At 56.7% G+C, this 21,202-nt stretch carries 16 protein-coding genes and 1 pseudogene; 3 read left to right on the forward strand and 14 right to left on the reverse strand.

From position 1 onward, the window contains the following. Positions 1–3: 3 nt before the first annotated feature. The 4 genes and pseudogenes from QE435_RS13745 to QE435_RS13760 form a co-directional block, all read right to left on the reverse strand. A pseudogene (locus QE435_RS13745) lies at positions 4–1,018 on the reverse strand (aldo/keto reductase). A gap of 124 nt (positions 1,019–1,142) precedes the next feature. Beyond that, on the reverse strand, positions 1,143–2,084 hold the full coding sequence (locus QE435_RS13750) for an ABC transporter substrate-binding protein (RefSeq protein ID WP_306934677.1): 942 nt from the start codon (positions 2,082–2,084) through the stop codon (positions 1,143–1,145). Positions 2,085–2,184: 100 nt separating this feature from the next. Beyond that, complete coding sequence (locus QE435_RS13755; RefSeq protein WP_349041718.1) at positions 2,185–3,207, reverse strand: ABC transporter permease; 1,023 nt, start codon at positions 3,205–3,207, stop codon at positions 2,185–2,187. An 8-nt stretch (positions 3,208–3,215) separates the two neighbouring features. Then, the gene (locus QE435_RS13760) at positions 3,216–4,712 is read right to left on the reverse strand and encodes a sugar ABC transporter ATP-binding protein (RefSeq protein WP_349042860.1); all 1,497 of its coding nucleotides are present in this window, start codon (positions 4,710–4,712) and stop codon (positions 3,216–3,218) included. Positions 4,713–5,039: 327 nt separating this feature from the next. Between QE435_RS13760 and QE435_RS13765 the strand changes: the two genes are divergently transcribed. Further along, the gene (locus tag QE435_RS13765; protein ID WP_306934679.1) at positions 5,040–5,732 is read left to right on the forward strand and encodes a FadR/GntR family transcriptional regulator; all 693 of its coding nucleotides are present in this window, start codon (positions 5,040–5,042) and stop codon (positions 5,730–5,732) included. 45 nt (positions 5,733–5,777) lie between these two features. Then, positions 5,778–7,310: an altronate dehydratase family protein gene (locus QE435_RS13770; protein ID WP_349041719.1), complete on the forward strand. Its 1,533-nt coding sequence runs from the start codon at positions 5,778–5,780 to the stop codon at positions 7,308–7,310. 76 nt (positions 7,311–7,386) lie between these two features. On the opposite strand, the gene purH is transcribed toward QE435_RS13770, so the two are convergent. The 4 genes from purH to htpX all read right to left on the reverse strand — a co-directional run bounded on the left by purH (position 7,387) and on the right by htpX (position 13,358). After that, positions 7,387–9,003, reverse strand: a complete 1,617-nt coding sequence (gene purH, locus QE435_RS13775) for a bifunctional phosphoribosylaminoimidazolecarboxamide formyltransferase/IMP cyclohydrolase (protein ID WP_349041720.1) — start codon at positions 9,001–9,003, stop codon at positions 7,387–7,389. A 133-nt stretch (positions 9,004–9,136) separates the two neighbouring features. Next, positions 9,137–10,747, reverse strand: coding sequence for a heparinase II/III family protein (locus tag QE435_RS13780; RefSeq protein WP_349042861.1), 1,611 nt, complete (start codon positions 10,745–10,747; stop codon positions 9,137–9,139). Positions 10,748–11,016: 269 nt separating this feature from the next. Beyond that, positions 11,017–12,294 (reverse strand): RsmB/NOP family class I SAM-dependent RNA methyltransferase, encoded by a 1,278-nt coding sequence (locus QE435_RS13785; RefSeq protein ID WP_349041721.1) that lies wholly within the window; start codon positions 12,292–12,294, stop codon positions 11,017–11,019. A gap of 104 nt (positions 12,295–12,398) precedes the next feature. Further along, positions 12,399–13,358 (reverse strand): zinc metalloprotease HtpX, encoded by a 960-nt coding sequence (gene htpX / locus QE435_RS13790; RefSeq protein WP_309772034.1) that lies wholly within the window; start codon positions 13,356–13,358, stop codon positions 12,399–12,401. Between the two features lie 117 nt (positions 13,359–13,475). On the opposite strand from htpX, the gene QE435_RS13795 reads away from it, so the two are divergent. Next, positions 13,476–13,676, forward strand: a complete 201-nt coding sequence (locus QE435_RS13795) for a DUF1674 domain-containing protein (RefSeq protein ID WP_306934683.1) — start codon at positions 13,476–13,478, stop codon at positions 13,674–13,676. A 414-nt stretch (positions 13,677–14,090) separates the two neighbouring features. Here the strand turns inward: QE435_RS13795 and QE435_RS13800 are convergent, their stop codons facing one another. From QE435_RS13800 to rho, 6 genes are all read right to left on the reverse strand, one after another. Continuing rightward, positions 14,091–14,969, reverse strand: a complete 879-nt coding sequence (locus QE435_RS13800) for a ParB/RepB/Spo0J family partition protein (RefSeq protein WP_349041722.1) — start codon at positions 14,967–14,969, stop codon at positions 14,091–14,093. A gap of 37 nt (positions 14,970–15,006) precedes the next feature. Beyond that, entirely contained in the window at positions 15,007–15,798 is a 792-nt protein-coding gene (locus QE435_RS13805) for a ParA family protein (RefSeq protein ID WP_349041723.1), read from the reverse strand. A gap of 23 nt (positions 15,799–15,821) precedes the next feature. Continuing rightward, positions 15,822–16,439, reverse strand: a complete 618-nt coding sequence (rsmG, locus tag QE435_RS13810) for a 16S rRNA (guanine(527)-N(7))-methyltransferase RsmG (protein WP_349041724.1) — start codon at positions 16,437–16,439, stop codon at positions 15,822–15,824. 11 nt (positions 16,440–16,450) lie between these two features. Next, a complete protein-coding gene (gene mnmG / locus QE435_RS13815; RefSeq protein ID WP_349041725.1) occupies positions 16,451–18,328 on the reverse strand; it encodes a tRNA uridine-5-carboxymethylaminomethyl(34) synthesis enzyme MnmG in 1,878 nt (625 codons plus the stop codon). Positions 18,329–18,378: 50 nt separating this feature from the next. Further along, positions 18,379–19,698 carry a tRNA uridine-5-carboxymethylaminomethyl(34) synthesis GTPase MnmE gene (gene mnmE / locus QE435_RS13820; protein ID WP_349041726.1) on the reverse strand — a complete coding sequence of 440 codons (1,320 nt, stop codon included), beginning with the start codon at positions 19,696–19,698 and terminating at the stop codon, positions 18,379–18,381. Between the two features lie 83 nt (positions 19,699–19,781). After that, positions 19,782–21,047, reverse strand: a complete 1,266-nt coding sequence (rho, locus tag QE435_RS13825) for a transcription termination factor Rho (RefSeq protein ID WP_306934689.1) — start codon at positions 21,045–21,047, stop codon at positions 19,782–19,784. Positions 21,048–21,202: the final 155 nt, after the last annotated feature.

Genomic DNA, 21,202 nt, shown 5'->3' on the forward strand with positions numbered 1-21,202 from the left:
GCGTCAGCCCTTTGCCCCTGGAACGGGTGAACCTTCGGCGATCAGACCGCGACGGTGCAACTCGGCCCAGAACGCGTCGGGAATCTCCTGCTCGAACCACGCGATGTTGGAAGTCAGCTGCTCCGCATTGCGTGCGCCGGAAACGACCGTAACCGAGGCGGGATGTGCCAGCGGGAATTGCAGCGCAGCCGCCTGAAGCGAGACACCCATCTCCTCGCAGACATCATGCAGAGCATCCACTCGTGCCAGAAGCTCTGCGGGCGCATCCTTGTAGTTGAACTTGCGATTGCCCGCCAGAATGCCGGAGTTGAAGGCACCGGCAATCACGATGCCAACGCCCTTTTCAGCGCAGGCATTCATGAAGTTCAGGCTCTGCTGTTCCAGAAGCGTATAACGCCCGGCGAGCATGGCGGCGTCGATATCGAATACCTCCATGGCGTCACGCACCACCTCCCACTCGTTGACGCCGAGACCGACTGCCTTCGTGGAGCCTTCGTCGCGCAGCTTGCCGAGCGCCTTGAAGCCACCACCCGTCGTCAGCTGATCCCAATAGTGCTGGTGCTTGTGCGCCATGGGTGTAAGGGCCGATGTCGTGGATATAGAGAATGTCGGGCTTGAGAACGCCGAGCCGCTGCTGGCTTGCCTCGAAGGAGCGCATGATAGCGTCGTAGGAATAGTCGTAGACCGGCCGGAACGGCAGCGGCGCGACATAGGTATCTTCTTCCGGTCCGACGGTTTCATCCGGCACCATGACCCGGCCGACCTTAGTGCTCAGCGTATATTCGCTGCGGTCATGCTCGGTCACCATCGTGCCGAGACGACGCTCGGAGCGGGTGTAGCCATAGAAGGGCGCGGTATCGAAGTAACGCATGCCGCTGTCCCAGGCCTTATCGAAAGCGCCCTTGGATTCTTCATAAGGCGTGATGCGATAGAGGTTGCCCATCTGCGCACAGCCGAGGCCCATGAGGGTCACTTCGACATCTCTATGCGGCAATTTGCGTGTATCGGAGACCTTCATGGCGGGCACTTTCACATTTTTCATCTGGTGGCGATGGCCGCACGACATGCGACCATCTGCTTTGCACGTCTCGTATGGAATTTCGTCACGCCCAAGGCCGACTCAGGCGTGACGCAGGAGGATTTTAGTACAGAACGTTCTTGGCTTCCGGCTTGTCGATGTTTTCCTTGGTGACGACGACGACACCGGTATCGACGAACTTCTCGACCTTTTCCTTCTTGATGAGCTTTTCGACGGTTTCAACGCCCTTTTCGCCCATCTGGTAGGAACCCTGTACCACGATCGCAGACAGCGTGCCGTCCTTGACGAAATTCTGAAGATCTTCGTTGCCGTCGAAGCCGATGGCGACAACCTTGCCAGCCTTGCCGGACTGAGCGAGTGCGCGGCCAACACCGATTGCGGTCGGCTCGTTGGCGCCGAAGATGCCCTTCAGATCAGGGTTGGCGGCCAGAACGTCGGTCGTCTGGTTCAAAGCGGTCGCCATCTGGGACTGCGAGTAGTAAGGTCCAACGATCTGAAGCTTCGAATGAGCCTTGATGTAGTCGATGAAGCCACCGACGCGACCGATTTCAGAACCGGCACCGGCAACATAAGACATGACAGCGATCTTGCCTTCCGTGCCGACTTTCTTGATCATTTCTTCGGCGGCCAGTTCACCGGCCTTCTTGTTGTCGGTCGCCAGGAAGGACTGGTAATACTGCTCGCCACCCTTGGCCAGCTGCGAGTCGATCAGAACGACGGGGATACGCGCTTCCCAGGCCTTCTTGACGGCAGGCAGAAGAGCGTCCGGATCGGACGGTGCAAGCACGATGCCGTCGACCTTACGGTTGACCGCGTTTTCAACCATGTTCACTTGGTCAGCGATGGCGGATTCGGACGCCGGACCCTGGAAGGTCATCGTTTCGCCCTTGATGTTCTTCATCGCAGCGTCAGCGCCTTTCTGGACGTTCTGCCAGAATGTCGAGTTGACGGTCTTGACGATGACGGCGATTTCGCCGGCCTGAACCGCGGAAACGCTCCAGAGCGCGATCACGGATGTCAAAAGAACAGTGGTCAGTTTCTTCATGTCTTCCTCCATTTGTACCGGTGAAGGGAGAGCTCCTCTTCTCAACACCGGCTGTCCCGCGGATAGGGTCCGCACCCTTTTCAGAAGCCTTGCAGTGCAATCAGCGGCGATTGCGCAACTGGTCGATCCAGACTGTCATCAAGATGACGAGGCCGATGATGATCTGCTGCGTAAAGGCAGAGACCCCGTTCATGTTGAGACCGTTGCGCAGGATGCCGATGACGAATGCACCGATGGCTGTCCCTGAAATCGTTCCGACGCCGCCAATCAGCGAGGTTCCGCCGATAACGGCGCTGGCGATGGCATCAAGCTCGTACATGACACCTTCGTTCGGCTGTGCGGTGACGAGGCGCGACATCAATACGCAGCCCGTCAGACCGGCAAGTGTGCCGGAAAGAACGTAGGTGAAGTTGGTGACGCGGGCGACATTGACGCCAGAGAGGCGAGCCGCCTCGGCATTGGAGCCGACCGCGTAGATGTGGCGTCCGAGAACCGAACGGTTCAGCATGAAAGCCACGGCAAGGGCAATGACGACCATCAGGATGACGGGGTAGGGAATGCCCGGGAAAACCACGTTCGGGAACCCGTCATCACCGATATTGACGATGCGGAAGAGGGCGCCGTTGCCAAGTTCGCCAAAGGATTCGCCAAGACCCGAGACCGCCCGAGCACCGGTGATCTGCAGCGCAACGCCACGCGCAATCAACATCATCCCGAGTGTTGCTATGAAAGGTGGCAACTTGAAACGCGTGACGAGAAAACCGTTGATCAGACCGCAGAGCGAGCCCGTCAGGATACCAAGGAACATACCAACCGGAACCGGCATGCCAATTTCCTTCACCGCAAGTGCTGCGACCACACCGGCTAGCGCCAGAACCGAACCAACGGACAGGTCGATGCCGCCGGTGATGATGACGCAGGTCGCGCCAATACCCAAAAGCGCAATCGACGTGACCTGCAGCGCAATCGTCATGGCATTATTGACGCTGAAGAAGGCACTGCTGGTGGCCGAAAACACGATGGCCAGCACCACGAGGCTGCCGAGGGCGGCAAACTTCTGGATGATGTCCTTCTGTCTGTCGCTGAGCGAAGGGGTCTTAACGGGTTCTGGGGATTTCGACATGTCTTACCTCATTGCGCCTTGCGGCTATAGCCGGAGGCATAGCGCATGATTTCTTCTTGATTGGTCTTGGCCGTTTCCAGCACACCGGTAATGGTTCCTTCGTGGAACACCGCGATACGATCCGTCAGGCCCAACACTTCGGGCAGTTCCGAGCTGATGAGGATGACGCCGATGCCGCGGGCAGCAAGCTCATCCATGATCTTGTAGATCGCGAACTTTGCACCGACATCGATACCGCGGGTGGGCTCATCGAAAAACAGGATGCGCGACTGGCGGAACAGCCACTTGCCGATGATGATCTTCTGCTGGTTGCCGCCCGACAGAAGGCGAACCGTCTGCTTGATCGAGGGTGTGCGAACATTCAAGAGATCGACATAATGCTTTGCGACCTCGTCGTGCTTCTTGAAATCGATGAGGCCGAAGCGGTTGGAGACCTCGTCCATATTGGCAAGCGAGGTATTGGCAGCCACCGACATCTTGATCGCCAGGCCATCGCTCTTGCGGTCTTCGGAGAGGTAGGCAATTCCCTGCTCGATAGCGTCCTGCGGCGACTTGATCGTCAGCTCACGGCCCTCGAAAGTGATCGTGCCCGCATCGAAAGCATCCGCGCCGAAAATGGCACGGGCAACTTCGGTGCGACCGGCGCCCATAAGACCGGCGAATCCCAGGATTTCGCCACGGCGCAATTCGAAGTTGACATCCTGGAACACGCCTGCACGCGTCAGACCCTTGACGGAGAAGATGATCTCTTCCGTTGGCTTGGACGTGCGCTCGGGGAATTTTTCCTCCAGCGAGCGGCCAACCATGCGGGTAACGATGTCATCGACGGTGATCGACTTGAAATCGTCGGTCGAGATATAGCGTCCATCACGAAGCACGGTGACGCGATCGACGATCTCGGCCATCTCGTCCAGGCGGTGGGAAATGTAGACGATACCGACACCGGAGGCCTTCAGGTCGCGGATGACCTTGAACAGCAGGCGTGTTTCCTGCTCGGTCAGCGACGACGTCGGCTCATCCATGATGAGCACTTCGGCATCGAGCGAAAGCGCCTTGGCGATTTCCACCATCTGGCACTGCGCCACGGAAAGTCCGCGCACCAGCGTATCCGGATGGATATCCACGCCGAGGCGATCGAGACAGCGTTTCGCGTCAGCACGCAGTTTCTTGCGGTCGACCAGGAAGCCTTTTCTCGGTTCGCGCGCAAGATAGATGTTTTCGGCAACGCTCAAATGCGGAACGAGATTGAGTTCCTGGTGGATGATGGCAATGCCGGCGGCTTCCGATTCCAGCGGAGAGGCATACTGGACCTTCTGGCCCTTATGCAGGATCGTGCCGCTGGTCGGTTGATAGACGCCACTGATGATCTTCATCAGCGTGGACTTGCCAGCGCCATTTTCGCCACAGACGGCGTGAACTTCACCGGAGCGCAAGTCGAAACGCACATCGCTCAACGCCTTGACGCCGGGGAACTCCTTACAGATGTCCTCGAGACGCAGAAGCATACCGGACGCCTGAAACGCGTCATGCCGTGTGTCATCATGGCTCGAAATGGACGATGCGCCCTGCGACATCCGCTACCTCCCAATAGCCGCTCCGTTCTCCCGCAGAGCGCTTCAATGGGCGCAATGGTTAGGCCGCATTTTTTTCATGGTCAAGCCAATTTATGATTTTTTGTTGCCCAGCATAGCAATCTCTGCGAAATAAAATCTCGCGATTTTTCATAAAGAACAATCTTTTCAATAAGATAAAATATATCTTTGCCAATGTCTTCTGTAAGGGATACGGTAAGGCCAAATCTCAATATTTATCAGAACAACCGTGGACCGCAGATGAATGGTCAGGCCAAAATCCTGGAACCGAGGCGACTTTACCAACAAGTTGCGGATCAGATCCGCGAACTGATCGATGGTGGAGAGTTTCAGGCTGGAACACGGCTACCGTCCGAGAGGGACCTCGCCCAGAAACTCGGCGTTTCCCGTCCGTCTCTACGTGAAGCGCTGATCGCGCTTGAAATCGATGGCAGCGTTGAAATTCGCATGGGCTCCGGCGTCTATGTATCGACTGAGACTGCCGCGCGCCAAGCGAGCACACGGTCGCTTGGCGACAGCCCTTCGGAACTCATGCAAGCCCGTTCAACACTGGAAGGTGCGACCATCGTCCTCGCCGCCAGCCGCATCGATGAGGCTGCTCTCGTGACGCTGCGAGGAACGCTCGATGAGATGAGGAAGGAGATCGACGCAGGTCGCAAGCCTCTGGATCAGGACAGAAAGTTTCACGCCACGATCGCCGAGCAATCAGGAAACACGATTCTGGCGCGTTTGGTTGGCGATCTCTTCGATGATAGGCACAGCCCGATCTCGACACAATTGCGGGTAAAGTTCGAAGACCGTAGGACGTGGACTTTTGCGCTGGAGGAACACGAGGCCATTCTGGCTGCGCTAGAAAGTCGCGACCCGCTATTGGCTCAGGCAGCCATGCGCATTCACCTGGAAAGCTCAAGACGACGCTGGATCGATATGTAATTCAAGACATGCCTCGGCAGACAATCTGTCGGGAGGAGGAAAAGAGTGACTGAGAATACCGAAGCTACCATTCTACTGAACACAAAAGACAATGTCGCGGTTGCCCGACGGCCCATTCCGAAAGAAGCGGACATCGGGCGCGGCGATCTGAAGGCGCTCGACCTGATCGGGCGCGGTCACAAAGTGGCCCTGAAGCCGATCAGGTCCGGCGAAGAAGTGATCAAGTACGGTCAGGTGATTGGCGTTGCCACGCAGGACATCGAGGCCGGACGCCATGTCCACCTGCACAACCTTGCCATGGTGCCATCTGAACATTCCCACCAGTTCAGCGTCGATATCGAAGAAAAAGGCATGCTGCCGGAAGCCGAACGTCGAACCTTCATGGGCTACGATCGTGGAACGGGCGGTGCCGGCACGCGCAACTATATCGGCGTCATCGCCTCGGTGAACTGTTCGGCCACCGTATCGCGTTACATAGCCGACTACTTCAACAAGGAAGGTGGTCTCGACGGTTTCGACAATGTTGATGGCGTCGTGGCTTTGACCCACGGAACGGGCTGTGCGCTGAACACCAAGTCCGAAGGCTATCGACTGCTGATCCGCACCATCCAGGGCTATGCCCGCCATCCGAATTTTGGTGGCATCCTGCTGATCGGCCTCGGCTGCGAGACCAACCAGATCGCGCCGATCCTCGAACACTACAAGATGGAGGAGGGCGATCGGCTGCGGACGATGACGATCCAGCAGCATGGCGGGACGCGAAAGACCATTGAAGCGGCCATTGCCAACATCAAGGAGATGTTGCCGGTCGTCAATGCGGCAAAGCGCACCGAACAGCCGCTGTCGAAACTGAAGCTGGCGCTCGAATGCGGTGGTTCGGATGGATATTCGGGGATTTCCGCCAACCCTGCTCTCGGCTACGCTTCGGACCTCATCGTCCGCAACGGCGGCACCACGGTTCTGGCCGAAACGCCGGAAATTTACGGCGCAGAACACCTCTTGACTCGCCGTGCCGTGACACCCGCTGTTGCCGAGAAGCTGTTGCAGCGCATCGACTGGTGGCGCGATTACACCGCCCGCAATGGCGACGAGCTGAACAACAACCCCTCTCACGGCAACAAGCTCGGTGGCCTGACCACCATTCTGGAAAAATCGCTCGGTGCCGTCGCCAAGGGCGGCTCCATGCCGCTGAAGGCTGTCTACGAATTTGCCGAAACGGTCACCGAACCCGGCTTCGTCTTTATGGATACCCCAGGCTACGATCCTGTGGCGGTCACCGGCCAGGTGGCGGGCGGCTGCAATGTCATCTGTTTCACCACGGGCCGCGGCTCCGTCTCCGGCTTTAAACCGGCGCCATGCATCAAGATCGCCACGAACTCCGAAATGTATGAGCACATGAAGGAGGACATGGATATCAATTGCGGCGATATCGTCACCGGCAAGGAAACGATCGAGGAGGCAGGTCAGCGCATCTTCGACCATATCATTGCCGTCGCATCCGGCGAGCAGACCGTCAGTGAAATCTATGACTACGGCGACAACGAGTTTGTGCCATGGCAGGTCGGCGCTGTGACCTGATGCTTCACGTGAAACACCAGATATAGGAAAGGGCCCGGCGATCGCTCTCCGGGCCTTCTGCTTTATAAGGATCCAATCAGTGGCGGAAGTGGCGCATACCGGTGAAGACCATCGCCACATTATGAGCGTCGGCTGCGTCGATCACTTCCTGGTCGCGCATGGAGCCGCCCGGCTGGATCACCGCCGTGGCGCCAGCAGCAATTGCAGCGAGAAGACCATCCGCAAAGGGATAGAAAGCTTCGGACGCAACGGCGGAACCCTTTGTTAGAGGCTCTGAAAGACCCATGGCCTTGGCGGCATCTTCCGCCTTTTGCGCTGCGATGCGTGCCGAGTCCACGCGGCTCATCTGGCCAGCACCAATACCGGCGGTCTGTCCGTCCTTGGCATAGATCACGGCATTCGACTTGACGTGCTTGGCGATCTTGAAGGCGAACTTCATGTCCTCAAGTTCCTGCTCAGTCGGCGCACGCTTGGTGACGACCTTCAGATCCAGATCCTCGACCATACCATTGTCGCGGCTCTGCACGAGGAGGCCACCCGATACCGTCTTGGCGGTGATACCAGCCGCTCGGGGATCAGGAAGACCACCGGCGGAGAGGAGACGCAGGTTCGGCTTGCGCGCGACAATCGCCTTTGCCTCTTCCGTGACATCCGGCGCGATGATGACCTCGGTGAAGAGTTGGATGATCTCTTCCGCCGTTTCCGCGTCCAGTGTCTGGTTCAAGGCGATGACGCCGCCAAAGGCCGAGACGGGGTCGCAGGCAAGCGCGCGCTTGTAGGCTTCGAGCAGTGTCGGACCCGTTGCCACACCGCAGGGGTTCGCATGCTTGATGATAGCGACGGCTGGCGCATTCTCGGGCAGGAACTCGGCCACCAGCTCGTAGGCCGCATCCGTATCGTTGATGTTGTTATAGGAAAGCTGCTTGCCTTGCAGCAGGGTCGCCGTCGCAACACCCGGGCGCTTCTCGCCCGTTAGATAGAAACCGGCACTTTGATGCGGGTTTTCACCGTAGCGCATCTTTTCCTTCAGCGTCCCGCCGATAGCGCGGTAATGCGGCGTTTCGATTGCGAGAGCTTCTGCGAACCAATTGGAGATGACGGCGTCGTAAGCGGCGGTACGGGCATAGGCCTTGGCGGCAAAGCGCTGGCGCAGCGCATAAGACGTCTGGCCGTCATCGGCCTGCAAGGCTTCCAGCAGTTCCGGATAATCGGAGGGATCGGTGACCACGGTCACATAGGCATGGTTCTTGGCCGAAGCGCGGATCATGGCAGGGCCGCCAATGTCGATATTCTCAACCGTGGTCGGATAATCGCCACCCTTGGCGCGAACCTCTTCAAACGGGTACAGATTGATGACCGAAAGATCGATGACTTCGATGCCGTGAGCGCGCATCGCCTCTTGGTGTTCGGCATCGTCACGAATGGCAAGAAGCCCGCCATGCACATTCGGATGCAGGGTCTTCACCCGGCCGTCCATGATCTCCGGGAACTTGGTGATGTCGGAGACGTCGGTCACCGGAAGACCTGCGTCGGCAATCGCCTTCGATGTGCCGCCCGTTGACAGCAGCTTAACGCCGAGCTTCACCAGCGCGCCGGCAAGCTCGATAATGTCGGTCTTGTCGGAGACGGACAGAAGCGCGGTGCGGATGCGAACTTTGTCGGGTGCGGGGATTTTTTTGGAAACGACGGCCATCAGGGCAACTCCGTAAACGGTGGAGGATGAGCCGGAGAAAGCGCGCCCCGGCGGTTGCCGCCGCGTTAGCACAGCTTGGCAGATTAATAAACAGATCGTCCCGCTTTATCGGCGGCGCTTCGCTGATAAGCGATCAGCTTCGCCGTTCGAGAAGCCAGCGAAGCTCGGTGGTTTCTGGAAGCTGAAACGCGACCTCGATCTGCAGCGAAGGCCGGATGCCCGATGCATCCGCCATGAACACGTCTTCGGCAATTGTGACTTCACGCCCAGGCGCTGAAAAGGCCCAGGCAGTGCCATCCGGCGCCCGCATCAGCACCGTTTCCTCATCTTCCTGCGAAAGCTCTATCAATGGATGGACGTGAAAGCGGCAGACGGCTTCGGCTGGCTCCGGTTGTCGCTTCTCATCGATCCTGATCCAGTCGCGCCCTCTGATCTTTGTACCGGCCTCGTTCAACTCCAACTCGCGCTGGTGCACGTAACCCAGGTTCTCATAACCGGCGTGGGAGGCGGTCAGGATATCTGCCCGCTTTTCATCCGTGCGCCGATCCACCTCCGTCTCGGCGATGCCAGAGACAATAACGGGGCCTAAGAAACGGGAGTGGGAGATCCGCGCCGAGGAACGATCGGCAATGGTGACGGTGGAATGGGCGGCGGTGGTCCGGCTGACCCGCTTGAAGGCGGTCGAGGCATATTGCGGAAAACCGGAATTGACGATGAAGCGGTAGCGGCCCGAAGAGAGTTCGAAGGACAGGCAGCCACAATGGGCGCTGCGCGACAATTCGATGGAGGCAGGCCTGCCCGTATCGACAATAACCACCGTGTCACCGACCGAAAGCCGATGATAGGAAATATCGGGAAGAGAACGCGACGGTCGTCCGGCCGTTTCATCATAGCGCAAAACGGATGCAAGCTCATTGGCAAGAGTTGCCGTCGCGCCATTGAACAGGGCCAGATCGCCGTCCTGGTGGCGGAAGAAACGGATCGCGGGAAACATGCGGTCGATGGCGGGCACAAGCCCTGCCGGAACATCATGACCGAGATTGATGTAGCTTTGACGAAGCGGCAGAAGATCGAGCAATAGCTCCAGCATGACTCGCGGATTGCGCGAGACATGGCCGCCATCGGGAAGGATTTGCCGCTCCATTTCCCGGTCGAGCTTTCTCCCCAGCCGGGCAATCTTCGATGCGCTGTTCGGCATTGAGATGGATGCCATGGCAAGCGCGATGCGGATCTTCAGACGTATCTCTCCATCCGGGACATATTTGGCAATGAGACCCAGATAGCCGACATGCAGACCGATGCATCTTAAAAAGCGCCGGTAGAAATTGGCGTCTGCTTTTTGTAGGATCACCGGTGAATGGGAGAGCCAGGAGGTCAATCTCTGTGCTGCAAGTTCAGGTGCCCACGCTGGACCACGGATCGTGCGGCCATGCAGGCTCATCCATTCAGCAACGTGGAGACGCGCACGGTTTCCAGCCTCTTCCGATCTACTGGCACGCACATGGCGTAGCCAGCCGAAAGCATGCAGCCGCTCTTCAAATGCAGGAGAGGGCGGCTCCAGCAGAAACGGAGAGACGCCACCTGTTTCTAGAATCTTTCCCGCGAGGAACAGCCGCCCCTGGACCAGCTCCTGCGCGACATAAGGATCGACGGCGCGCAAATCCGTGGGTGCTGCCACAAGCGCGCTTGGAGCTCTGCTGGAGAGCCGCCACAATTGCAGGCGCAACGGTGCGACCGCGATCATGACGCGGCGCTTGACCGTGCGAAAAAAGTAGCCCGCAACGCCGACGCGATTGTTCAGGGAGCTCGCCAAACGTCTGTATCCTGCCTCGCGGAGTTCGCTTTAGAGAAGACGCATATAAAGCGCTATTGAAGAAGAGCGATAAAGTTTCATGAAAAACTTCATATTTTGTAAACGAATGAAGCCGGCAAGCGCAGATCCCAAGCCTGTTCCTTCATCAGGAGGCTGTAAAAAACACCATATCGAGCGCTGGTCGCGACGCTTCAAACGCGTCACGCTGGGGAATGCTTCCGCAGAACGGTCGCGTAAAATCCGTCGACACCGCCGAACATATCTGGCGTCGTGCGCAGATCGCCGTCGGCATTGATGGCAATTTCCATATCCGGCACATCTTTCGCTGCAACGGGAAGCCGCTCAAGATTGCTGTTGGATGCCAGCACCCGCGCCACCATCTCCTCACCCTCCAACGGGTCGAGGGAGCAGTTGGAGAAGACAATCATGCCGCCGTTTTTGACCAGCGTTACTGCCTGACGCAGCATTTGCTCCTGGAGAGTTGCCAGCTTGGAAATATCCTTCTCGTCCTTGGTCCAGCTGACATCAGGGTGCTTGCGCATGGTGCCCGTCGATGAGCACGGCGCGTCGAGAAGGACGGCGTCAAAGAGCTCGTCTGGCTGAAACTTCAGCATGTTGGCTTCGACCGTTTCGGCTTCGAATCCAAGTCTCTCCAGATTTGAGCGAAGACGCTTCAGACGGTTGCCCGACTGATCGAGCGCCGTCACTTCGGCACCGGCCAGAATAAGCTGGGCTGTCTTTCCGCCCGGTGCGGCACAAAGATCCGCGACCCGTTTGCCTTTGAGATCCCCCATCAGCCGCACGGGCATGCTGGCAGAGAAATCTTGAACCCACCATTCGCCCTCCGCAAAACCCGGGAGCGAGGAGACCTGTCCATCGAATGAGCCCAGGCGGACACTGCCATTGGGCAAAACCGTTCCGTTCAGTACCTTAGCCCAGTGGTCTGGATTGGACTTCACCGTGATGTCGATGGACGAGGGGAGAAGCTGCGATGCGGCTATGCGCGACGCGGTATCCGCACCATAGGATTTGACGAGCCTGTTATAGAACCAGTCGGGAAGAACGGGCACGGCATCAATCGCTCCCATAACCGCATCCTTCTCGCGACCGAGACGACGCAACACCGCGTTCACCAGCTTGACGAAGCGCTTATTGCGCGGATCACGGTGGGCCTGTTCCACCGCCAGATCCACGGCAGAGTGATCGGGCACATCGAGATAAAGCATCTGTGCAACCGCAACGACCAGCACATGATGCAAGGACCGCGCACCCTGTGGCAGCGGTCCATCCAGCATCATCGAGATGGCGGCCTCAATCCTTGGCAGGTGGCGGAGCGCACTGTTAACGATGGCGCGCACCAATGCCCGATCAGCGAGATTGAGAGAACGGTAGGCCGGATTGCCGTGCTCGGCATCCATCATACCATCGAGCGACGTCTTCTTGTTGATGACGGCAGAGATAATCTTAGCCGCCGCCATGCGCGCGGACAGACCAGGTTTCCATTCCCCAGCTGACCCGCCAGCATCCGACGGCGCTGGCTTTCTGTTTTTGAATTTCGGCCGGGCAGGGGCGTTGGATGATGTCAAGACCAGGGACCTTTGCGGGAATTGTCAGTGCCACGACCAGGACCGGTGGATGGTACGGAACGTGATTTGCGCACGGCATTACCACTTGTCGGTTGATACGTCGATGCCCGGCTGAATTCCTGCGCCATGGCGTTGAGAGCTGCAACACGGTTTTCGGTATTCGGATGCGTCGAGAAGAGGTTGTCCATTCTCTCCCCAGACAAGGGATTGATGATGAACATGTGGGCTGTCGCCGGATTGCGCTCGGCATCATTATTGTGGATGTGCTGGGCAGCGCCGGCGATCTTCTGCAGGGCGGAAGCAAGCCACAAGGGATTGCCACAGATTTCCGCACCCCGGCGATCGGCTGAATATTCTCGCGTGCGGCTGATCGCCATCTGAACCAGCATGGCAGCGAGGGGCGCGACGATCATCGCGACGAGAACGCCGATAAAACCGAGTGGATTGTTGTTTTCGCGATTGCCGCCGAAGAAGAAGGCGAAGTTACCCAGCATTGAAATTGCACCGGCAAGCGTTGCCGTGACTGTCATCGTCAATGTGTCGCGGTTCTGGATATGTGCCAGCTCATGGGCCATCACGCCCGCAACCTCCTGCGGCGTCAGCATTTCCATCAGCCCGGTCGATGCAGCAACGGCTGCATTCTCAGGGTTGCGGCCGGTCGCAAATGCATTCGGCTGCGGGCTGTCATAGACATAGACTTTCGGCATCGGCAATCCGGCGTTCTGCGATAAATCCCGGATCATGTGAAAGAACTCCGGTGCATTGCGCTCATCCACCTCCTGGGCGCGGTAGGCGGCCAGCACCATCTTGTCGGAATTCCAGTAGGAGAACAGGTTCATGCCTGCGGCAATCACAAGCGCGATCATCATGCCGCCCTTGCCACCGATCAGAAATCCGACGCCCATGAACAGGGCCGTCATGAAGGCCAATAGCATGGCCGTACGCATCAGATTCATCCAGCATCTCCGTCAAAAGCGATGAAAAGGCCCACAAAGGCTTATCAAAGCAGGCAGTTTTCTATAATCTGGTTATGTGGAATTGCTTTTCAATATGCCGTGACGAGGGTGAAACCCATGCAGAACGCCGATAATGATAATGCGAACAGAGATATGAAAGTCCTGTCGCCTGCAGCACAACGCGCATTGCAGGAAGCTGAAGAACGACGCCTCAAAGCCGAGGCATTGAAGCTCCCTCCCGAAACCGGGGGCCGCGGTGGCGCAGAACCGGTTCGCTTTGGCGACTATGAAATCAATGGTCGGGCCATCGACTTTTGATCACTAACTCAAATTTCAGGTATTTTTCTTATATATCAAATGTTTATCTCTATCTGAAGCGCGTCAGCGTAAGAGACAACGCATATGATTTCCTAAGCTCTTGACGCTCGCTGAGGGTATGAGAACATCGGTTGCGATAATCCTGTGATAGAGGGCGAAACGTCCTAATCGCCACTCCCGTCCTTGGGGCAGGTAGTCATTTTCTAAGCGCTTATGAGGCGCGATCAATCCTCCACACGCCATCACCCGCAGCGGAGCGTGCCCCTGCGGGAGAAGTTCAAATTCCCAGATGTGTCATGGTATTTTATTACCTCACAGACAGGAATTTAGAGCTAAGAGGCAATGCTCGGCTAGCGCCTCAATCCCCGAACACGTTTTTTACAAAATCGTGTGAGTGCAACGTACCGCTATAAACTAGCGCTGCTCTAGTAGACGGCAAACCGCCTCGAGTTGCTCTAACGTTTTGTAACTGATGCGAACCTGACCGCCATTTCCTTTATGGCTGATCGACACATCGAGGCCAAGCGCATCCGATAGTGTCCGCTCCAGCGCGACCGTGTCAGAATCTTTTTCCGGCTTGCGAGTCTGCATAGGATCAAGCTGAGAACGGATATCGTTCTGTGCCATGCGCTCCGCGTCGCGTACCGAGAGACCCTTCGACACGATGGCCTTTGCCAGGGTGGTAGGATCGGAGGTAGAAACCAAGGCTCTTGCATGGCCGGCGGAAAGTGACCCCTCCGACAACATGTCGCGGACAGGATCGGGAAGCTTCAGCAAACGCAGGCTGTTAGCCACATGGCTGCGGCTCTTGCCGATAATCTCGCCAAGATCATTCTGAGTATAACCATGTTCAGCGATCAGCTGCTCGTAGCCAAGCGCTTCTTCGAGCGGATTAAGATCCGAGCGTTGAACGTTTTCAACGATTGCAAGCTCAAGTGCGGTCCGATCATCGACATCACGAACAATAACCGGCACTTCGGTGAAGCCAGCCAGTTGGGCTGCGCGCCATCGGCGCTCACCCGCAATAATTTCAAAGCGGTTCTGATCGACGGTTCGAACGACGACAGGCTGGACAATGCCATGTTGGCGGATCGAGGCGGCCAGATCTTGCAGTTCGCTTTCATCGAAATGGCGGCGGGGGTTGCGAGGGCTGCGTGCGATGAACTCGATTGGAATCATGCGATCGGGGCTGATCGCCCGCTGCGGCTCACCAACAGGAAGGGGCTGATCCATTTCACCGATCAGTGCGGCAAGACCGCGGCCCAAGCGGCGCTTGGAGAGATCGTCACTCATAATATACTCCGTACCAAATCTTGCAGACGAACGGCGATCAGGCAGCCTTACGCAATCGCTCTCTCTGAATGACCTCGGACGCCAATTGCAGATAGGCCTGACTGCCAGCACATTTCAGATCATAAAGGATGGCAGGCTTACCGTAGGACGGCGCTTCTGACACGCGGACGTTGCGAGGAATGAGCGTATGGTAAACCTTATCACCAAGATGGGTCCGAACGTCATTGACGACCTGCTGCGCCAAATTGTTGCGCGCATCGAACATGGTCAGGACAATACCCTGAATGTCTAGACCAGGATTGACCGTTCCTCGGATCTGATTGACCGTATCAAGCAGCTGGCTCAAACCTTCCAATGCGAAGAACTCGCATTGCAGCGGCACGAGCACCGAATGGGCGGTTGCCATTGCGTTCATCGTCAGCAGATTGAAGGAGGGGGGGCAATCCAGCAGAATATAAGAATAAGCCATGGCCTCGGGGCTACGCAAGGCATTGCGCAGCAGGAAAACGCGGTTCGAGGCATTGGCGACTTCCATTTCGAAGCCAAGCAAATCCATCGTCGACGGGATGATGTCAAGATTAGGAACTGCCGTCGGTACAGCGACCTCGGCCACACTATTCGCACCAACAAGTAGATCGTAGGAGGAGAGCTTTCGCTCTCGACGATCAATGCCGAGTCCGGTGCTGGCATTGCCCTGCGGATCAAGATCCACCAACAGCACACGCTCTCCAATAGCGGCGAGAGCCGTCGCCAGATTGATTGCGGTCGTCGTTTTGCCGACGCCACCCTTCTGGTTTGCTATCGTAATAATCCGGTTCTTATCAGACATCTGGTCGCACCTGGCTTGATGAATCAGCGCTTCGTCGACAGGTTGTGAATCTCGAGAACGACCGAGTCTTCATCGACTGCACTGCGATGTTTTAACAGATCGAACGACCAACGACCACGGGCATTCGCAACCTCTGCCTCATAATCCCGGCCTTTATTGAGATATGCCTTTAGATTTTCGTTCTTCAGCGCCCATGGATAGATGTAAGAGAGTAAGAGATCGAGGTCCGCAAGGGCCCGAGCAGACACCGAGTCGCATGCGCCGATCACTTCAGGGGCGGCCTCAATTCGAATGGGATGAACTGTCCCGCGCGCGCCAGTCTCTGCCAAAGCCACTCTTAGAAACGCTGCCTTTTTGTGGTTGCTCTCTACCAGATGAACCCAACCATCCTTCAGTTCCGCAAGAAAGATAGCGGTGATGATGCCTGGGAACCCGCCCCCACTACCCAGATCAGCCCACACCATAGGTCGCTGCGTCAGCTGAAAAATCTGAGCGCTGTCCGCCACATGCCGAGACCAAAGATCTTTAAGCGTGGATGGAGCGACGAGATTGGTTGTCGCGTTCCATTTCTTAAAGAGCTCGACAAAGTGCTCTAGGCGATCCTGTGTTTCACGTGAAACACTTTGGCCGTTAATCGTCATATTGGGACTCGTTAGGGCTGTATGCGGATTTTCTCCGATCGCGTATAAGTCCCTTTTTTCACAAGCGCAAGGATGAGAGAGATCGCAGCTGGGGTCATCCCATCGACGCGAGCGGCCTGCGCGATGTTGATTGGCTTCGCAGCGATCAACTTTTGCTTTAGCTCATTAGAGAGACCGGACAGGCCACTAAAATCGAAGTCTTCAGGAATGGAACGATCCTCGTCACGCTTGATGTCGATAATGTCCGCATTCTGACGCTGCATATATACAGCATAGCTGGCCTCGATCTCTAGGACCTCCGCAACGCGTGGGGCGAGCGCATTCAATTCCGGCCAAATAGGTTTCAGAGCGTCCAGAGTCATCTCCGGGTACGCAAGCAATTCATAAGCGCTGCGACGCTGCCCATCCTGATTGAGTTTCAGCCCCTGCTTCGCGGCTTGTGTCGGCGTGATTGCAAGCTCTTTCAGCAATTGGCGACCGTTGTCCAGGGCCTCAGTGTACGCTTGGAACTTGGATGCCCGCTCAGGAGCCACAATACCTACGTTCAACCCGATGGGTGTCAATCGCAGGTCGGCATTGTCAACTCTTAAGGACAGACGATATTCTGCCCGTGACGTGAACATGCGGTAGGGCTCGGTTACGCCTTTGGAGGTGAGATCGTCGATCATCACACCGATATAGGAGTCGGTTCTGCTGAATATATGCGCGTCTGCACCACTGGTCAGTCGCGCCGCGTTCAGCCCGGCAACAAGCCCCTGCGCTCCGGCTTCCTCATAGCCCGTGGTCCCATTGATCTGTCCCGCTAGGAAAAGACCTGGAATTTTTCGGCACTCGAGAGAAGGCCTCAACTCGCGGGGATCAACATAGTCATACTCAATCGCATAGCCCGGTTGAAGAATAGTGACCTGTTCCAGCCCGGGAATAGAGTGGATGAACGCTTCCTGCACGCGTGCCGGAAGCGATGTTGAGATGCCATTTGGATAGATGGTGTGATCATCGAGACCTTCCGGCTCAAGGAAGATTTGATGGCCATCACGCTCTCCGAAGCGGACGATCTTATCCTCGATAGAAGGGCAATAGCGCGGTCCGACGCCCTCGATCTGACCGGAATACATCGCGGACAAATGAATATTGTCCTGAATGATATTGTGGCCCTCGGGCGTCGTGCGCGTAACACCGCAATCAATCTGGGGATTGGTGATCCTGTCCGTCATGAAGGAAAAGGGGATTGGATCCTCATCGGGACCCTGCTTATCCAACCCGGCCCAATCGATTGTGCGGCCGTCCAGCCGCGCAGGGGTACCGGTCTTGAGACGTCCAAGAGCCAGCCCGGCCCGCAATAAGGTCCCCGAAAGACCGAGCGACGGACTCTCACCGACACGGCCCGCCGGGATCTTTTCGGATCCGATATGAATAAGACCGCGCAAAAATGTCCCGGTTGTGAGCACAACGGCGCGGCAGGCAACGCGGCGCCCGTCAGCGAGAATAACCGATTTTATTTCATCATTCTCGGTTTCGATGTCAAAGGCATCCCCCTCAATGATCTCGAGGTTCTCAATGTTATCGATCTCACGCTGCATCGCCTCTCGATAAAGCCGTCGATCTGCCTGGGTACGTGGTCCACGGACGGCAGGGCCCTTCTTGCGGTTGAGCATGCGAAATTGAATCCCGCCCGCGTCCGCAACGCGACCCATCAGGCCATCGAGAGCATCGATTTCCCGCACGAGATGACCTTTGCCCAGACCGCCAATCGCAGGGTTGCAGGACATGACGCCTATGGTATCACGCTTATGCGTAAGCAGCGCGGTACGAGCGCCATAACGCGCTGACGCCGCGGCTGCTTCACTGCCTGCGTGACCGCCCCCAATGACGACAACATCATAAACCATGGAATTTCCAACAAAGAAGTGGGTGACTCACACCCTGTGTTTCACGTGAATCATTTACCGATACAAAATTCGGAAAATATGACGCCAAGTAAATCTTCGACGTCGACCCTACCAGTGATCCGCCCAAGTGACGTTGCTGCTAGACGAAGGTACTCCGAACGGATTGCAAGTTCCGCACCTTCGGATTTCAACGCTTCTCTAACATAGTCTAGCGTCTCTTCAAGCCGTTTTTTATGACGCGACCTCGCTGGCATCAGGCTGGTGCCAGACCCAATCTTTTGGTCGATAGCATACTTGATAACAGATTTAAGAGTCGCAAGCCCCGTACCCGTTTTCGCAGATATGAAAATAATATCCGGATGTGAGTCTCGATCCGGCAATAGATCGGCCTTGGTCCTCACTAATATCGTGTGTGCATAAGTTCTGACTTGTTCCGGTTCCGAATCGGTATCTTGAAGAAGGAGCACGAGATCGGCTGCTTCCGCGGTTCGTTCAGCCCGCTTGATGCCTTCCTGCTCGACAACATCGGTCGCGTTGCGCAATCCCGCAGTATCGAAGAGCGTCACAAGGTAGCCCTCGATATCAAGATCGACGCTCAACACGTCCCTGGTCGTACCCGCTATATCGGTGACGATCGCCACGTCACGGCCACTGAGCGCATTCATCAAGCTGGATTTGCCCACATTCGGCGCACCAACCAGAGCCACATTGAATCCGTCCCGGATGATCTCCGAACCTTGTCCGTCTGCCAGATGACGAGCGAGTTCGCTTTCCAGATCCCCAACTGTCTTCCAAACTTGAGTGGCAACGGAGTCGGGCACATCGTCTTCGTCAGCGAAGTCCAGTTCTGCTTCGATCAGAGCTCGGCAGCGGGTCAGTTGGCTCGCCCAACCATCATAGAGGCTGGACAGATGGCCGCTGCTCTGTTCGACCGCCAGGCGGCGCTGCATCTCTGTTTCCGCCTGTAGCAGGTCTGCTAGGCCTTCCACCTCGACAAGATCCATCTTGCCATTATCGAACGCCCGGCGGGAGAACTCTCCAGCCTCTGCATGGCGTAGGCCAGGCATGCTTTCCAGCAGTTGGAAGATTGCGGATACAACGGCGCGGCTTCCGTGCACATGCAACTCGACGCAGTCCTCACCAGTAAAGGAATGGGGTGACAGAAATTGCAAAACCAGGGCCTGATCGACGACATCGCCATTTCGGTGACGAATCGTTTTGAGGCTCGCTTGACGCGGGGAAGGGAGGTTATCGCCCACCAAAGACCGCAGAGCCTCGACAGCCTTAGAACCGCTGATCCTGATGATGGCAACGCCCGCGGGAAGCGATCCGCTAGAGAGCGCATAAATCGTATCGGTCGATTGTGACATGCCAAAGCTCTTCTCAACAAAATGGCCGCGCCCCCAGTTTAGAAGCGCAGCCGATAGTCTGCCAGAGAATCCGGCTAATGAGATCAGGTGTTCATCGAATCGAAGAAGTCGCCATTGTTCTTCGTCTGCTTGAGCTTGTCGATGAGGAACTCGATCGCATCGGTCGTTCCCATCGGGGCCAGGATGCGGCGAAGGACAAAGATCTTTTGCAGATCCTGACGGGGCACAAGCAGGTCTTCCTTACGCGTACCGGATTTGAGAATGTCCATGGCCGGGAAGATGCGCTTGTCGGCAACCTTGCGATCAAGCACAATTTCAGAGTTACCCGTACCCTTGAACTCTTCGAAAATGACTTCATCCATACGGCTGCCCGTATCGATCAGCGCGGTGGCTATAATGGTGAGCGAACCACCTTCTTCAATGTTACGCGCCGCGCCGAAGAAGCGCTTGGGGCGCTGTAGCGCATTGGCGTCGACACCACCGGTCAGAACCTTACCGGAAGACGGTACAACGGTGTTGTAAGCGCGGCCGAGACGAGTAATCGAGTCGAGAAGAATGACTACATCGCGGCCATGCTCAACAAGACGCTTGGCCTTCTCAATGACCATCTCAGCAACCTGAACGTGACGAACGGCAGGTTCATCGAAGGTTGAGGAGACTACCTCACCCTTTACCGAACGCTGCATGTCGGTCACTTCTTCCGGACGTTCATCGATCAACAGGACGATGAGATAGCATTCCGGATGGTTGGCAGTGATCGAATGGGCGATGTTCTGCAACAGGACCGTCTTACCGGTTCTCGGAGGAGCGACGATCAGGCCACGCTGGCCCTTACCGAGCGGCGCGACGAGATCGATGACGCGCGCTGACAAATCCTTCGATGTCGGAATGTCCAGTTCCATCTTGAAGCGCTCGTTCGGGTAGAGCGGCGTCAGGTTGTCGAAGTGAACCTTGTGACGGATTTTCTCCGGATCGTCGAAATTGATGGTGTTGACCTTCAGGAGGGCGAAATAGCGTTCGCCTTCCTTCGGTCCTCTGATCGGTCCCTCAACCGTATCGCCGGTCTTCAGCGAGAAGCGGCGGATCTGGGAGGGCGAGATGTAGATATCATCCGGACCGGGCAGATAGTTTGCGTTGGCGGAGCGCAGGAAGCCGAAACCGTCCTGAAGAACTTCGACGACGCCTTCCCCGATGATCTCGACATCCTGGCTCGCCAGCATCTTGAGGATTGCGAACATGAGCTCCTGCTTGCGCATGGTGCTCGCATTTTCAACTTCCAAGGATTCGGCAAACGTCAGCAAATCGGTCGGAGATTTGCTTTTGAGTTCCTGTAGCTTCATTTCAGCCATGAAGAGAAAGACCGTCTTTAAAAAATATGTGGGGGAGCGGCGTGTTCGCGAATCAGCTTCTGAGGTGCAACCGCAGCCGTCTGAATAATTCACATGCCAGGAGATGAGTGGGCTGAAAATAGCGTTTCGAACCCGTCGCCGCAAGAGCAAAGCAA

It is taken from the genome of Agrobacterium sp. SORGH_AS 787 (genome assembly GCF_030819035.1).
Taxonomy (GTDB): domain Bacteria; phylum Pseudomonadota; class Alphaproteobacteria; order Rhizobiales; family Rhizobiaceae; genus Agrobacterium; species Agrobacterium larrymoorei_B.